Source organism: Pseudomonas sp. PH1b, from assembly GCF_000633395.1.
Classification (GTDB): domain Bacteria; phylum Pseudomonadota; class Gammaproteobacteria; order Pseudomonadales; family Pseudomonadaceae; genus Aquipseudomonas.
The window spans coordinates 25,852-39,851 of sequence record NZ_AYMU01000024.1 but is presented as its reverse complement, the minus strand read 5'-3'; the positions used below and the strand labels follow the sequence as shown (position 1 = coordinate 39,851).

11 protein-coding genes and 2 pseudogenes are annotated in these 14,000 nt (G+C 64.2%); 7 read left to right on the top strand and 6 right to left on the bottom strand.

What is annotated here, in order from left to right:
- Positions 1–153 precede the first annotated feature (153 nt).
- The 4 genes and pseudogenes from U873_RS0128815 to U873_RS0128800 form a co-directional block, all read left to right on the top strand.
- Positions 154–1,569, top strand: a complete 1,416-nt coding sequence (locus tag U873_RS0128815) for an acetyl-CoA carboxylase biotin carboxylase subunit (RefSeq protein WP_025131542.1) — start codon at positions 154–156, stop codon at positions 1,567–1,569.
- A 98-nt stretch (positions 1,570–1,667) separates the two neighbouring features.
- Positions 1,668–3,476: a sodium-extruding oxaloacetate decarboxylase subunit alpha gene (gene oadA / locus U873_RS0128810; RefSeq protein ID WP_025131541.1), complete on the top strand. Its 1,809-nt coding sequence runs from the start codon at positions 1,668–1,670 to the stop codon at positions 3,474–3,476.
- Between the two features lie 249 nt (positions 3,477–3,725).
- Complete coding sequence (locus U873_RS0128805; protein WP_025131540.1) at positions 3,726–5,000, top strand: HipA domain-containing protein; 1,275 nt, start codon at positions 3,726–3,728, stop codon at positions 4,998–5,000.
- Positions 4,997–5,263: pseudogene (locus U873_RS0128800) on the top strand (helix-turn-helix domain-containing protein); the annotation flags it as partial. The gene U873_RS0128805 and the pseudogene U873_RS0128800, both read left to right, overlap by 4 nt.
- 87 nt (positions 5,264–5,350) lie before the next feature.
- Here the strand turns inward: U873_RS0128800 and U873_RS0128795 are convergent.
- Positions 5,351–6,187, bottom strand: a complete 837-nt coding sequence (locus tag U873_RS0128795) for an amino acid ABC transporter permease (RefSeq protein WP_025131538.1) — start codon at positions 6,185–6,187, stop codon at positions 5,351–5,353.
- Positions 6,184–7,005: an ABC transporter substrate-binding protein gene (locus U873_RS0128790; RefSeq protein ID WP_025131537.1), complete on the bottom strand. Its 822-nt coding sequence runs from the start codon at positions 7,003–7,005 to the stop codon at positions 6,184–6,186. The genes U873_RS0128795 and U873_RS0128790 overlap by 4 nt, the downstream gene beginning before the upstream one ends.
- Positions 7,006–7,115: 110 nt before the next feature.
- Between U873_RS0128790 and U873_RS0128785 the strand changes: the two genes are divergently transcribed.
- Positions 7,116–8,015: a homocysteine S-methyltransferase family protein gene (locus U873_RS0128785; RefSeq protein WP_025131536.1), complete on the top strand. Its 900-nt coding sequence runs from the start codon at positions 7,116–7,118 to the stop codon at positions 8,013–8,015.
- A 66-nt stretch (positions 8,016–8,081) separates the two neighbouring features.
- On the opposite strand, the gene U873_RS0128780 is transcribed toward U873_RS0128785, so the two are convergent.
- From U873_RS0128780 to U873_RS0128770, 3 genes are read right to left on the bottom strand one after another with little or no spacing between them, the layout of a single operon-like run.
- Positions 8,082–8,753, bottom strand: coding sequence for a GNAT family N-acetyltransferase (locus U873_RS0128780; protein ID WP_025131535.1), 672 nt, complete (start codon positions 8,751–8,753; stop codon positions 8,082–8,084).
- A 19-nt stretch (positions 8,754–8,772) separates the two neighbouring features.
- The gene (locus U873_RS0128775; protein ID WP_025131534.1) at positions 8,773–9,219 is read right to left on the bottom strand and encodes a GNAT family N-acetyltransferase; all 447 of its coding nucleotides are present in this window, start codon (positions 9,217–9,219) and stop codon (positions 8,773–8,775) included.
- Positions 9,220–9,249: 30 nt separating this feature from the next.
- Complete coding sequence (locus tag U873_RS0128770) at positions 9,250–9,873, bottom strand: FMN-binding negative transcriptional regulator (RefSeq protein ID WP_025131533.1); 624 nt, start codon at positions 9,871–9,873, stop codon at positions 9,250–9,252.
- Between the two features lie 105 nt (positions 9,874–9,978).
- Here U873_RS0128770 and U873_RS0128765 point away from each other — a divergent pair, with 105 nt between their 5' ends.
- Together U873_RS0128765 and U873_RS34575 are read left to right on the top strand one after the other, a co-directional pair.
- Positions 9,979–11,529, top strand: coding sequence for a PLP-dependent aminotransferase family protein (locus tag U873_RS0128765; RefSeq protein WP_025131532.1), 1,551 nt, complete (start codon positions 9,979–9,981; stop codon positions 11,527–11,529).
- 40 nt (positions 11,530–11,569) lie between these two features.
- Positions 11,570–12,781: pseudogene (locus U873_RS34575) on the top strand (YeeE/YedE family protein).
- 112 nt (positions 12,782–12,893) lie between these two features.
- Here the strand turns inward: U873_RS34575 and U873_RS0128755 are convergent.
- The gene (locus tag U873_RS0128755; RefSeq protein ID WP_025131531.1) at positions 12,894–13,994 is read right to left on the bottom strand and encodes a polyamine ABC transporter substrate-binding protein; all 1,101 of its coding nucleotides are present in this window, start codon (positions 13,992–13,994) and stop codon (positions 12,894–12,896) included.
- Positions 13,995–14,000 lie beyond the last annotated feature (6 nt).

The following is a 14,000-nucleotide window of genomic DNA, read 5'->3' as shown; positions in this document are numbered from 1 at the left end:
ATAAGTCTTTACTTATGTCCGACCCAATAATTATTGATTTTTGTTAATCCCTCTTCAGAGCTAGTGTGACGCGGCGACTGACTTGAAACATTTGGTCACGCGCCGACTCGGTCTAGCGGGTCGTTTGTTTCAACGGCTCAAGGGAACCTCCAAGTGATAAAAAAGATCCTGATTGCCAACCGTGGTGAGATTGCCGTACGAATCGTGCGTGCCTGCGCCGAGATGGGCATCCGTTCGGTGGCGATCTTCTCCGACGCCGATCGCCATGCCTTGCATGTGAAGCGTGCGGATGAGGCCCACAGCATTGGTGCCGAGCCCCTGGCCGGCTACCTGAACCCGCGCAAACTGGTGAACCTGGCGGTGGAGACCGGCTGTGATGCCTTGCATCCCGGCTACGGTTTTCTTTCGGAAAACGCCGAGCTGGCGGACATCTGCGCCGAACGCGGGATCAAGTTCATTGGCCCATCGGCGGAAGTGATCCGGCGCATGGGCGACAAGACCGAAGCCCGCCGCAGCATGATCAAGGCCGGCGTGCCGGTGACCCCGGGCACCGAAGGCAACGTCGCGGATATCCACGAAGCCCTGACCGAAGGCGACCGCATCGGCTACCCGGTGATGCTCAAGGCCACCTCCGGCGGTGGCGGCCGCGGCATTCGCCGCTGCAACAGCCGTGAAGAACTCGAACAAGCCTTTCCCCGAGTGATATCCGAGGCCACCAAGGCCTTCGGTTCGGCGGAAGTGTTCCTGGAAAAGTGCATTGTCAATCCCAAGCACATCGAAGCGCAGATCCTCGGTGACAGCTTTGGCAACGTGGTGCACCTGTTCGAGCGCGACTGCTCGATCCAGCGCCGCAACCAGAAGCTCATCGAAATCGCCCCGAGCCCGCAACTGACCCCCGAACAGCGCGCCTACATCGGCGACCTGTCGGTGCGCGCGGCCAAGGCCGTGGGCTACGAGAACGCCGGCACCGTGGAGTTCCTGCTCGCCGAGGGCGAGGTGTACTTCATGGAAATGAACACCCGGGTGCAGGTGGAACACACCATCACCGAGGAAATCACCGGCATCGACATCGTCCGCGAGCAGATCCGCATCGCCTCCGGCCTGCCGCTCTCGGTCAAGCAGGAAGACATCCACCACCGTGGCTTTGCCCTGCAGTTTCGGATCAATGCAGAAGACCCGAAGAACAACTTCCTCCCCAGCTTCGGCAAGATCACCCGTTACTACGCCCCCGGCGGTCCCGGCGTGCGTACCGACACGGCGATCTACACCGGCTACACCATTCCGCCGTTCTACGACTCCATGTGCCTGAAGCTGGTGGTCTGGGCCCTGACCTGGGAAGAGGCGATGGACCGTGGCCTGCGTGCCCTGGACGACATGCGTCTGCAAGGGGTCAAGACCACCGCCGCCTACTACCAGGAAATCCTGCGCAACCCGGAATTCCGCAGCGGTCAGTTCAACACCAGCTTTGTTGAGAGCCACCCGGAACTGACCAACTACTCGATCAAGCGCAAACCCGAAGAGCTGGCCCTGGCCATCGCCGCCGCCATCGCCGCCCACGCAGGCCTTTGAATGCAGCCGCAAGCTGTCAGCGGCCAGCGGCAAGTAGAAGCGGATCGGCTTTTACTCGCAGCTTGTAGCTTGGAGCTTGCCGCTATGAGGAGATACCAATGACTAAGAAAATCTTCGTTACCGACACCATCCTGCGCGACGCCCACCAATCGCTGCTGGCGACCCGCATGCGCACCGAGGACATGCTGCCGATCTGCGACAAGCTCGACAAAGTCGGCTACTGGTCCCTGGAAGTCTGGGGCGGCGCGACCTTCGACGCCTGCGTACGCTTCCTCAAGGAAGACCCCTGGGAGCGCCTGCGCAAACTACGCGCCGCGCTGCCCAACACCCGCCTGCAAATGCTCCTGCGCGGCCAGAACCTGCTGGGCTACCGCCACTACAGCGACGATGTGGTCCGGGCCTTCGTGGCCAAGGCGGCGGTCAACGGCATCGACGTGTTCCGCATCTTCGACGCGATGAACGACGTGCGTAACCTGCGGGTCGCCATCGAAGCGGTGAAGGCCGCCGGCAAACACGCCCAGGGCACCATCGCCTACACCACCAGCCCGGTGCACACCATCGAGGCCTTCGTGGCCCAGGCCAAGCAGATGGAAGCCATGGGTTGCGACTCGATCGCGATCAAGGACATGGCCGGCCTGCTGACCCCTTATGCCACCGGCGAACTGGTCAAGGCGTTGAAGGCCGAGCTGTCGTTGCCGGTGTTCATCCACTCCCATGACACCGCCGGCCTGGCCGCGATGTGCCAGCTCAAGGCCATCGAGAACGGCGCCGACCACATCGACACCGCCATCTCCAGCTTCGCCTGGGGCACCAGCCACCCGGGCACCGAGTCCATGGTTGCGGCCCTTAAAGGCAGCGAGTTCGACACCGGCCTGGACCTGGAGCTGCTGCAGGAGATCGGCCTGTACTTCTACGCCGTACGCAAGAAGTACCACCAGTTCGAAAGCGAATTCACCGCGGTCGATACCCGGGTGCAGGTCAACCAGGTGCCGGGCGGGATGATTTCCAACCTGGCCAACCAGCTGAAAGAGCAGGGCGCGCTGAACCGCATGGGCGAAGTGCTGGCCGAGATCCCGCGGGTGCGTCATGACCTGGGCTACCCGCCCCTGGTGACTCCGACCTCGCAGATCGTCGGCACCCAGGCGTTCTTCAACGTCCTGGCCGGCGAGCGCTACAAGACCATCACCAACGAGGTGAAGCTCTACCTGCAAGGTGGCTACGGCAAGGCGCCGGGCCAGGTGGACGAGAACCTGCGGCGCCAGGCGATCGGCAGCGAGGAGGTGATCGACGTACGTCCCGCCGACCTGCTGAAGCCGGAAATGACCAAGCTGCGCGGCGAAATCGGCACCCTGGCCCATTCCGAAGAGGACGTGCTGACCTACGCCATGTTCCCGGACATCGGGCGCAAATTCCTCGAAGAGCGTGAGGCCGGCACTCTGGTTCCGGAAGCGCTGCTGCCGATCCCCGAAGCCGGTGGCGTCAGCAAGGCTGGCGGCGAAGGCGTGCCTACCGAGTTCGTCATCGACGTGCACGGCGAGACCTACCGCGTCGACATCACCGGGGTCGGGGTCAAGGCCGAAGGCAAGCGGCACTTCTACCTGTCCATCGACGGCATGCCGGAAGAAGTGGTGTTCGAGCCCCTCAACGAGTTCGTCGGCGGCGGTGGCAGCAAGCGCAAGCAAGCCAGCGCCCCGGGCCACGTCAGCACCACCATGCCGGGCAACATCGTTGATGTGCTGGTCAAGGAAGGCGACACGGTCAAGGCCGGCCAGGCGGTGCTGATCACCGAAGCCATGAAGATGGAAACCGAAGTCCAGGCGGCGATTGCCGGCAAGGTGGTGGCGATCCACGTGGCCAAGGGCGACCGAGTCAACCCGGGCGAAATCCTGATCGAGATCGAGGGCTGAGTTCAGGCCCTCATCGGCAACTGTTTACCTCGGGGGAGCTACGGCTCCCCTTTTTTTTGCCTGGCGCCAGGGCTAGGTAGGGCAGGGTTGAAGTGTGTTTTAGTGCACTTTATTCATGTTTTAATCAGTAAACATGCGTTAAAATGCATTTTTCTGCCAGGCAGAAGATTCTGAATGCATTAAAAAGCAGGTAAAAAAGTGCTTCGGCTGACTTTGCAACTCTACTGCGCAGGGACATGGACTGACGCCATGACCTTGAATTTCGACAGGCCCGAAGAGGGCTTCGCCAGCCCCTGCAGCTTTGGTTACCTGCACCAGTACCTGGTGGACAACCTGGAGGCGGTCGCCAGCCCGCTGGCGCGTTCGGTCAGTGCGCTGATACCTCTGGGGTGGGAGCCATGGCGAGAAGACCGCGCCCCGGCCTTCCTGTATGACCTGGCCTCCACCAAGGCGGCGAGTGGCTTTTTGCTGCGGCAGATCGGCCATGAGCGGCCCGATGGCCTGGGCAGCGAGTTGTTCCTGCTGGCCCGCAGCAGCGCGGCGCCCATTGGCAATCTGCGGATCAAGGAGTCCCTGGCAGGGCTGCGCAGGCGTCCGGCCCTGGGCTTCACCCGGGATCAGGTGGTCAGCCTTGATAACCGCTTTGTTGAATACGCCCATGAGCAGGCGGCGGCTTTTGGTGGCACGGCGAGCATCGGCGACGAAGCACCCAAGTTGTTGCTGACTGAAAACCGCGAGGGCTTGTTGTACCCCGATGCGCTGCTCGATGACGCCTCGGCGGCGCGTCACTGGTGGGTGAAGTTCCCGCGCAACCCGGCTTCGGCCAATGACTGCGAGATACTCAGGAGCGAGTTCCATTACTACCGGGCGCTGCAGCAGTTGGGTGTCGAGACCTTGCCGGCTCCCGGGCTGGCCCTGGAAGAGGGGCGCCGGCCGAGCCTGTGGGGGCAGCGTTTTGACCGCCGGCTAACGCCCGCAGGCGTCGAGCGCCTGGCAGTGGAGTCGATCTATTCCCTGGCTGGGCTGGTGGGCCATGGCCAAGGCATGCGCCATACCGAGGTGCTGGGGATACTCGCCGAACTGTGGCGTTCCACGGGCCAGGAGGCGTCGATCCCCGATCTGGTGGCGGACTACCTGCGGCGCGACCTGATCAACAGAATCCTCGGTAACACGGATAATCATGGCCGTGCGCTTTCGGTGGTTCGCGCTGATGAGGGGGTGCGTCTGGCCCCGATCCATGACCTGGCGCCCAAGGTCATGGATGACCAGGGGATTGCCCGCACCACCAAATGGCCCGGTCGCATGGAAGTGGCCGGTGAAGTCGACTGGCGCATGGTGTGCGCCAGCCTCAAGCCGCTGCTCGATCCCGAGCTGGCCTTGACGCGCCTGCGCGCCGATGCCGAACAGCTGCGGGCCCTGCCAGACCTGCTGAGTGCCGGGGGCTTGCCCGAAGCCACCCTGAATCATCCGCGCATTCACCTGCGCCACCTGGATCGACGCCTGCAGGAGTGGGGATTGCTATGAACATGACTGTGGAAGAGCGCGGTGCGCTGATCGACAACATCCAGCAGGAAATGGCGGCCGGTCGCTTGCCCATTGGCGATGCGGTCAAGCGCCTGCGGACCGAGGTCACGGGGCTGCATCAGCACCTGTTTGCTCGAATGTGCCGGATTTCCCTGCGCACCCTGATCCATATCGAACACGGCGACGGCAACCCGACCCTCAAGTCATTGAACGCGGTGTTCCAGCCTTTCGGCCTGCAGATGGGGGTGGTGAAAGTGCAGCGAACCAGCCGCGCCCGTTCGCTGTTCGATGAGCCTGAGCGCTCCGAAAGAAGCCCGGGTGGCCCCGGGCCTTCAGCCCTTGCCTGAGCCTCAGCCGCGCTGCACGTAACCCTTGCCGTAATGCTTTTCCATGCGTGCCTGGATCAGTTCCAGGCCAATGGACAGCAGCCAGTAGATCAGCGCCGCGGTGCTGAGCATCTCGATGTAGCGGTAGCTGGAGCGGCCATAGGACTGGGCCAGGAACATCACCTCCCAGACCCCCATCACCGAGATCAGCGACGAATCCTTGAGCATCGAGATGAACTGGTTGGTGGCCGGTGGAATGATGGTGCGCATGGCCTGGGGCAAGGTCACCTGCCAGAAGATCACCCGTTCATTCATTCCCAGGGCCAGGGCCGCCTGGCGCTGGCCATGGGGCACGCCGAGGATGCCGGCGCGGAAGATCTCGCTGAGGTAGGCACCGTAGTTCAGCGACAGGGCGATGATCCCCGCGGTGATAGCGCCCGGCACCACCCCCAGTTGCGGCAGGCCGAGGTAGATCAACAGGATCTGGATCAGCAGCGGCGTGCCGCGAAAGAACGAGGCGTAGAAGCTGGCGATGCCGAATGCCACGGCGCTTGAAGACAAGCGCGCCAGGGCGGTGACAAAGCCCAGCAGCGACGAGGCGACGATGGAGCAGGCGCAGAGGAACAGGGTCAGCGCCGCGCCCTGGAGAAAGCCGCTGGGGGACAGGTGCAGGCCCAGCAGGTTCGGCAGCTTGTCGAGGATGATCGAGAACTTCAGCTCGAAGCTCAGGAAGAAACTGGCGAACAGCACCAGCAGCGTGGCCCAGGTCAGGTACAGCCGGGTGCGAAAGCCCAGCAGGCGCTTGAGCAGTGGCTCGGCCACCGCGTGCGGCGGCCGGGGAGGTGGGGTGTAGGCGGTCATTGGCTGATGTCGGCGCCGATCCATTTCTGCGACAGCTGGCTCAGGGTGCCGTCCTGCTTCAGCTGGGCGAAGACTTCACGCACCTTGGCGTTCCACTGGGCGTCGCCTTTCTCGATGGCTACCGAGTTGGGCTCGGCGTACAGCGCTTCACCCGTCAGCTTGAAGCGCGAATCCTGGGTCAGCCGTGGTTGCGCGGTGACCAGGTTGGTGAGGATCGCATCCAGACGCACGCCGGGGCCCAGGCCAAGGTCCTGGAAGGCCACGTTGTCGGTGTCGTAGGGGGCGATCTGCACATTCTCGAAGGGGTATTGCAGTTGGGTGTCTTCGGCGCCTTCGATCACCAGGTTCTTGTTCAGGTAGCCCTCGTAGCTGGAGGCGGCAGTCAGGCCGACCTTCTTGTCGCTCAGGTCCTTGGCGCCGTGGATCCGCTCATCCTTGGCGTTGACCACGATCACCGCCGGCGAGGCGTAGTACTGCACCGGGAAGTCGAAGACCTCGGCGCGGGCCTTGCTCGGGGTCATGGAGCAGATGCAGATGTCGTAGCGCCCGCTCCAGCGGCCGGCGGCGATCACGTCCCAGGACGGGGTTTCCAGGCGCAGCTTGACTCCCAGCTTGGCGGCCACGGCCTTGGCCACGTCCACATCGAAGCCATCCAGCTGGTTCTGCTCATTGAGAAAAGAGAAGGGCGGGTAGCTTTCCATCAGCACCCCCACCAGTTCCTTTTTCTGCTCGATACGCTCCAGGGTGGCGCCGGCGAAGGCCTGGGAGGAGGCCGCGAGAAGGGTCAGGCCGAGGGCCAGCAGCGGTTTGAAATTCATCGGAATCCTGACTGAAAAAGAGTTGTTATTAACTGAATGGTGCGTATTTAATAGTTATAAGAACGGCTCCGGTAGTGAGTTATTTTCATAAGCATATGAGTGAAAAGCATATGGGCGCAGGTAGCACGGTAATTCTGGATGGCGGTATGGGTCGCGAGTTGCAGCGCCGTGGTGCGCCGTTCCGGCAACCCGAGTGGTCGGCCCTGGCATTGAGCGAAGACCCGCGAGCGGTGGAGGCGGTACACGCGGCCTATATCGATAGCGGTGCCAACGTGATCACCAGCAACAGCTATGCCGTGGTGCCGTTCCATATCGGCGAAGAACGCTTCGCTGCCGAGGGCCAGGCCCTGGCCTCCCTGGCTGGCGAGCTGGCGCGGCGTGCGGTGCAGGCTTCCGGCAAGCCGGTGCGGGTTGCAGGCTCGTTGCCGCCGCTGTTCGGCTCCTATCGTCCGGACCTGTTCGATGCTGCGCGGGTCAAGGATGTGTTGAGCCCGCTGATCAAGGGCCTGGCGCCCCATGTCGACCTGTGGCTGGCGGAAACCCAGAGCTCCATTGCCGAGGCGCGGGCCATCCACGCCGGCCTGCCCAAGGACGGCAAGCCGTTCTGGCTGTCCTTCACCCTGAAGGATGAAGACGTCGATGAAGTGCCGCGCCTGCGTTCCGGCGAGCCGGTGGCCGAAGCGGCGGCGGTGGCGGCGCAGTTGGGAGTGCAGACCCTGCTGTTCAATTGCAGCCAGCCGGAAGTGATTGGTGCGGCGGTGGATGCGGCCCGTGAAACCTTTGAGCGTCTTGGGGTGCAGATCCATATCGGCGTGTACGCCAACGCCTTCCCGCCGCAGCCCGAAGATGCCACCGCCAACGATGGCCTGTGCCCGCTGCGAGAGGACCTGGACCCGCCGGGTTATCTGCACTGGGTGGCGGATTGGCAACGACGCGGGGCCAGCCATGTGGGCGGCTGCTGCGGCATCGGGCCGGAGCATATTGCGCTGTTGGCGCAGAAGCTCGGTTGAGCCCTTCGCTGGCAAGCCAGCTCCTACACAGGCCTGTAGGAGCCGGCTTGCCGGCAAAACCCCCGCTTAGCCGCGACACTCCGCCAGGGATTTGAGCTGCCCCGAGCCGCTCTGGTTCTCATCGCTGAGCCATTGTTCGAAGCCCTTGGCGATGGCCGGCCACTCTCCATCGAGGATCGAGAACCACGCGGTATCGCGGTTCTGCCCCTTGGCCACCATGTGCTGGCGAAACACCCCCTCGAAGCTGAAACCCAAACGTTCCGCGGCGTAGCGCGAGCGGGCATTGGCGTTGTTGCACTTCCATTCCAGGCGCCGATAACCCAGGGCGAAGGCTTCCTTGGCCAGCAGGTAAACCGCCTCGGTGCTTCTCGGTGAACGTTGCATCGGCGCACCGAAGGTCACGTGGCCGATCTCGATGCGCCCCTGGGCCGGGACGATCGACATCAGACTGAGAATGCCCTGTACCTGGCCGCTGGCGCGGTCGATCACGCTGAAGAAGTACGGATCGCTGGCCGCGGCGTTATTGCTCAGCCAGGCATCGAACGCCGGGCGCTCGGGGAAGGGACCGTAAGGCAGGTAGTTCCACAGCACCGGGTCGGCGCCGGGGCCTTGCAGGGCCTGGAACAAGTCGTCGCCATGGCGCGCCGGGTCGAGCCTTTCCAAACGGATGAAGCGCCCTTCAAGCAGGGTGGCCGAAGGGGCGGGGGCGCCTTTCCAATCGGCGAGTGAAATCGACATGCAGTGGCTCCTTGGCAACTCAGAGGGGTTTGCGGAACTGGATGAAACCCGGGCGCTCGGCAATGCGCTCATACAGCTGGATGGCCGTGGCATTGGTTTCGTGGGTCAGCCAGTGGACCTTGGCGCAGCCGTCCTGCTTGGCCTGGGCGTAGACGAACTCGATCAGCTTGCGGCCCACGCCAGTACCGCGCTGGTCAGGGGTCACCAGCAGGTCCTGCAGGTAGCAGGAATTCTCGATGCTCCAGTTGGAGCGGTGGTAGATGAAATGCACCAGGCCCACGGCGCGCTCGCCGTCCCAGGCCAGGGCGGCGTGGGTCGGCTCGCCGGCATCGAGAAAGCGCTGCCAGGTGCTTTGGCTCACGGCGTCCGGCAGTTCGGTTTGGTAAAAGCGCAGGTAGGCCTGCCACAAGGGCAGCCAGGCGCCGTGGTCGACAGCGGAAACGGGGCGGATCTGGATCTGGCTCATGAAAGCTCCTTTTTTGTTCTGTACGAAAACCTAGCCCATCAGATGGGCGAGTTGTTGGTCACGCAGGTCGGTGCTGGCCGTCAGGCCCTCGCGCACCCCGGCGATATCCTCGGCGCTGCGGTTCTGGCTGAGCTTGCGCTTGCCCTCCAGGCGCTGGATCGGCAGGGCAAAGCCGACAATGGCCCGCAGCATACCGTCGAGGTAGTCGGCCGGGGCATCCGCTACCTTCCACGGCTGGCGGCGGCCGCTTTCGTGGCGTTCGGTCAGGCCCTCTACCACCTGCAACAGCCGCTGCGGATCAGTGAATACCTCGGGCTGGCCATAGGCGTGCACGGCCACGTAGTTCCAGGTCGGTACCACTTTTCCGTGTTCGGCCTTGCTCGGATAGAACGAGGGGCTGACATAGGCGTCCTCGCCCATGAAGATCACCAGTGCCTCGGCGCCACTGGCCAGTTCGGCACATTGCGGATTGGCCTTGGCCAGATGCCCGTAGAGGGTGCCATTGGCCCCCTGTGCCGGGTCCAGCAACAGCGGCACATGGCTGGCCTGCAGACCCAGGGCGCCCCAGGTCACCAGGGTCGCCAGGCGGCTGTGCTGGATCACCCCGTGCAGGCGGGGCAGGTCTTCATCAACGAAAGCGCGAGGCAGATACATATAAAAAATCCTTGGCGAGTGGCTGCATCCTAGGCAGGCTAATGGTTCGTTGTAAGAGCCATCTATGATCTATTTCATGGGTCCAATCGCCCTGGGTGTACCCCGATGAACAGTGCCTTGCCTCCGCTGTCTTTCAACCCTGCCGGTATCGAACTGGATCGTCGCCAGGGCCTCAGCCGCCAGCTGTACCAGGCCTTGCGCCTGCGGGTGCTCGACGGTCGCCTGGCCAGTGGCACACGCCTGCCGGCCACTCGCGACCTGGCCGCCGCCCTGGGGATTTCCCGCAACAGCGTGGTGCGGGCCTACGACCAGCTGTATGCCGAGGGGTTTATCGAGAGCCGGGTCGGTGATGGCACCTATGTGGCTCAACTGCCGGAAACCCGGTTGCCGCTGAAAAAACTATCCACAAAAGTATCCACAGGGTTTTCAACAGGCTTACCCACAGGTTTATCCACAAAAAGCACGGATTTACCTGGGGTTACATCCAGTAAAGTTATCCACAGCAGTGGTGTGCAGCGGCTGCAGACGCACCATTTGAGTGCTCCGCCCAGTGGTCCACCGCGGGCTTTTCGGGTCGGCGTGCCGGCTTTCGATCTGTTTCCATTCGAGGTGTGGGCCAAGCTGAATGCGGCTTTCTGGCGCAGGCCGGACCTGCGTCAACTGTGTTACGGCGATTCGGCCGGCGATTCGCGCCTGCGCAGCCTGATTGCCGCCTACCTGCGCAGCGCCCGGGGGCTGCACTGCACGGCTGAACAAATTGTGATCACCTGTGGTGCGCAGCAGGGCATCAGCCTTTGTGCACAGCTGCTGGTGGAGCCCGGCGACAGCGTGGCTGTGGAAAACCCCGGCTACCGCGCCGCCGGCCATGCCTTCGCCGTGGCCGGGGCGCGATTGCGGGGCGTGGCGGTGGATCAGGAGGGCATCGACTGCCGTCAGCTGGAGCAACTGGACAACTGCCGCCTGGCCTATGTCACACCGTCCCACCAGTACCCCACCGGGGTGATCATGAGCCTGGCCCGGCGCCTGGAATTGCTGGCCTGGGCCGAGCGCAGCCAGGGCTGGATCGTCGAGGACGACTATGACGGCGAGTACCGCTACAGCGGCGCTCCGCTGGCGCCCCTGGCAGCCCTGGACCGCCAGGGGCGGGTGATCTACGTCGGCACCTTCGGCAAGGTGGCTTTTCCGGCGCTGCGCCTGGGCTACCTGGTGCTGCCGCCGAACCTGGTGCAGGCCTTTGCCCAGCGCCGGGCGGTGGATGTACGGCATTCGGAAGTCAGTACCCAGGCGGTGATGGCCGAATTCATGGCCGCCGGGCACTTCCAGCGGCATATCCGGCGCATGCGCAGGGCTGCCCTGAGCCGGCGCAATACCTTGCTGGAGGCCTGGCCGACGGTGATCGAGGGGGTAGGGCCGCTGCCCTCGGTGGCTGCCGGGCTGCACTTGACGCTGAAGGTCGACAGCCTGCAGCGAGAGCAGGAGTTGCTGGCCCAGGCCGCGAGTGTCGATGTCGAAGTCAACGGCCTGAGCAGCTACTGGTTGCCGGACACGCCCTTGCCCGAAGACCGGCGGGCCGGGCTGGTGCTGGGGTTTGCCGCGGTGCCGGAGGCCGATATCCGCGCCGCCGTGAGCCGTTTGCGCCAGGCCTGGCGGGTCTGAGCAGGTATACTCCCGGGCCTTCCCCTGCCCGAGACTCCTCATGAGCCAGACCCTTTCCATGGCGCCTGAACGCAAGTTCGGCGCCCCGTTGTTCGCCCTGTTGCTCCTGGTAGCCGGGGCCTTGTTCCTGCAAGCCCAGGTGGGCGCGCGGCAGGTGCTGCTGTTGCTGTTGGGGGCGGCCCTGGGATTGACCCTCTACCACGCGGCCTTCGGCTTCACCTCGGCCTGGCGGGTGTTTATCCGCGACCGGCGCGGCGCTGGCCTGCGGGCGCAGATGGTCATGCTGGCCCTGGCGGTGCTGCTGTTCTTCCCGGCGCTGGGGGCGGGCAGCCTGTTCGGCCAGCCGGTGGTGGGCCTGGTGGCGCCGGCCGGGGTGTCGGTGATTTTCGGCGCCTTCATCTTCGGCATCGGCATGCAGCTGGGCGGCGGTTGCGCCTCGGGCACGCTGTTCACCGTTGGCGGCGGCAATGCGCGGATGCTGGTGACCCTGGGGTTCTTCATCTGCGGTTCGTTGCTCGCCACCCATCATGTGGATTGGTGGTTCGCCCTGCCGTCGCTGCCGCCGATCTCCATCGTCCAGAGCTTCGGCGTGGGCCCGGCGCTGGGCTTGAGCCTGAGCCTGTTCGCCCTGATCGCGGTGCTCACCCTGACCCTGGAAAAGCGCCGTCACGGCAACCTCGAAGCCCCGGTCGCCAGCGCGCACCAGGGCTGGCGCCGTCTGCTGCGTGGCCCCTGGCCGCTGGTCTGGGGCGCGGTGGCCCTGGCCCTGCTGAACTTTGCCACCCTGGCCCTGGCCGGACGCCCATGGGGCATTACCTCGGCGTTCGCCCTGTGGGGCGCCAAGGTTGCCAACGGGCTGGGCGTGGACGTGGGCAGTTGGGTGTTCTGACAGGGTGCGGCGAATGCCAAGGCCCTGGCAGCCCCGGTGTGGCAGGACATCACCAGCGTCATGGACATCGGCATCGTCCTGGGGGCGCTGCTGGCAGCGGGGTTGGCGGGGCGTTTTGCGCCGAACCTGAAGATCCCGGCCCGCTCCCTGATGGCGGCGGTGATTGGCGGCCTGCTGCTGGGCTACGGCTCGCGCCTGGCCTATGGCTGCAACATCGGCGCCTACTTCAGCGGCATCGCCTCCGGCAGCCTGCACGGCTGGCTATGGCTGGTGGCGGCCTTTATCGGCAACGGCGTGGGTGTGCGCCTGCGGCCCTGGTTCTTCGCCGAAGAGCGCAGCCCCCAAGGCCTCAGCGGCTGCTGAAGGCTCAGCTGTAGGAGCCGGCTCGCCGGCGAACCCGGCGCCGCGGTCTATCGCCAACCGCGCCACCGTCGTCCGCCGGCAACCCGCACACCGCCCCTGTGCTGCTGACGAATCAGGTCCCGGACTTGATCTTGGTCCAGGCCCGGGTCCGCGCCCGCTCCGCATCACGGGGCAACGGCTGCAGCGTGTACAGGGTGCTCATGGCTGCTTCTGTCGGATACAGGTTGGGGTTGTTGCGGATCGAAGGGTCCACCAGTTCGGTAGCGTCCTTGTTCGGATTGGGATAACCGACAAAGTCGCTGACCGGGGCAATCACCTGGGGTTGCAGCAGGTAGTTGATGAAGGTGTAGGCATCTTCCTGGTTCTTCGCGCCCTTGGGGATCGCCAGCATGTCGAACCAGATCGGTGCGCCTTCCTTGGGCAGGCGCATGTCCACGGTCACGCCGTTCTTGGCTTCCTTGGCGCGGTTGGCGGCCTGGGAGAAGCTCCCCGAGTAGCCCACCGCCACGCAGATGTCGCCGTTGGCGATGTCGGCCATGTACTTGGAGGAGTGGAAGTAGGTGATGTACGGGCGGATCTTCATCAGCAGCGCTTCAGCCTTGGCGTAGTCCGCCGGCTTCTTGCTGTTGGGGTCCAGGCCCAGGTGCTGCAGGGCCAGGGGCAGGATTTCCGAAGGCGAATCCAGCAGGGCCACGCCGCACTGCTTGAGCTTGCTGATGTTCTCTTCCTTGAAGATCAGGTCCCAGCTGTCCAACGGTGCCTGGTCCCCCAGGGCGGCCTTGATCTTGGCCGGGTTGAAGCCGATCAGGATGGTGCCGTACATGTAGGGCACGGCGAACTGGTTGCCCGGGTCGTTGGCTTCGATCAGCTTCATCAGCTTGGGATCGAGGTGGTTCCAGTTGGGCAGCTTGCTGCGGTCCAGGGGCTGGAACACCCCGGCCTCGATCTGCTTGGCCAGGAACACGTTGGACGGCACCACCACGTCATACCCGGAGTTGCCGGTGAGCAGCTTGGCCTCCAGGGCTTCGTTGGTGTCGAAGATGTCGTACACCAGCTTCACCTGGCTGTTCTGGGCCTTGAAATCCTCCAGGGCCTTGGGGGTGATGTAGTCGAACCAGTTGTACACCCGCAGGGTGCGTTCTTCGGCGTGGGCAGCGGTGCCCAGCAGGCTGGCGCACAGGGCCGGAACGATAAGGCGTTGCAAACTTTTCATCGGGCG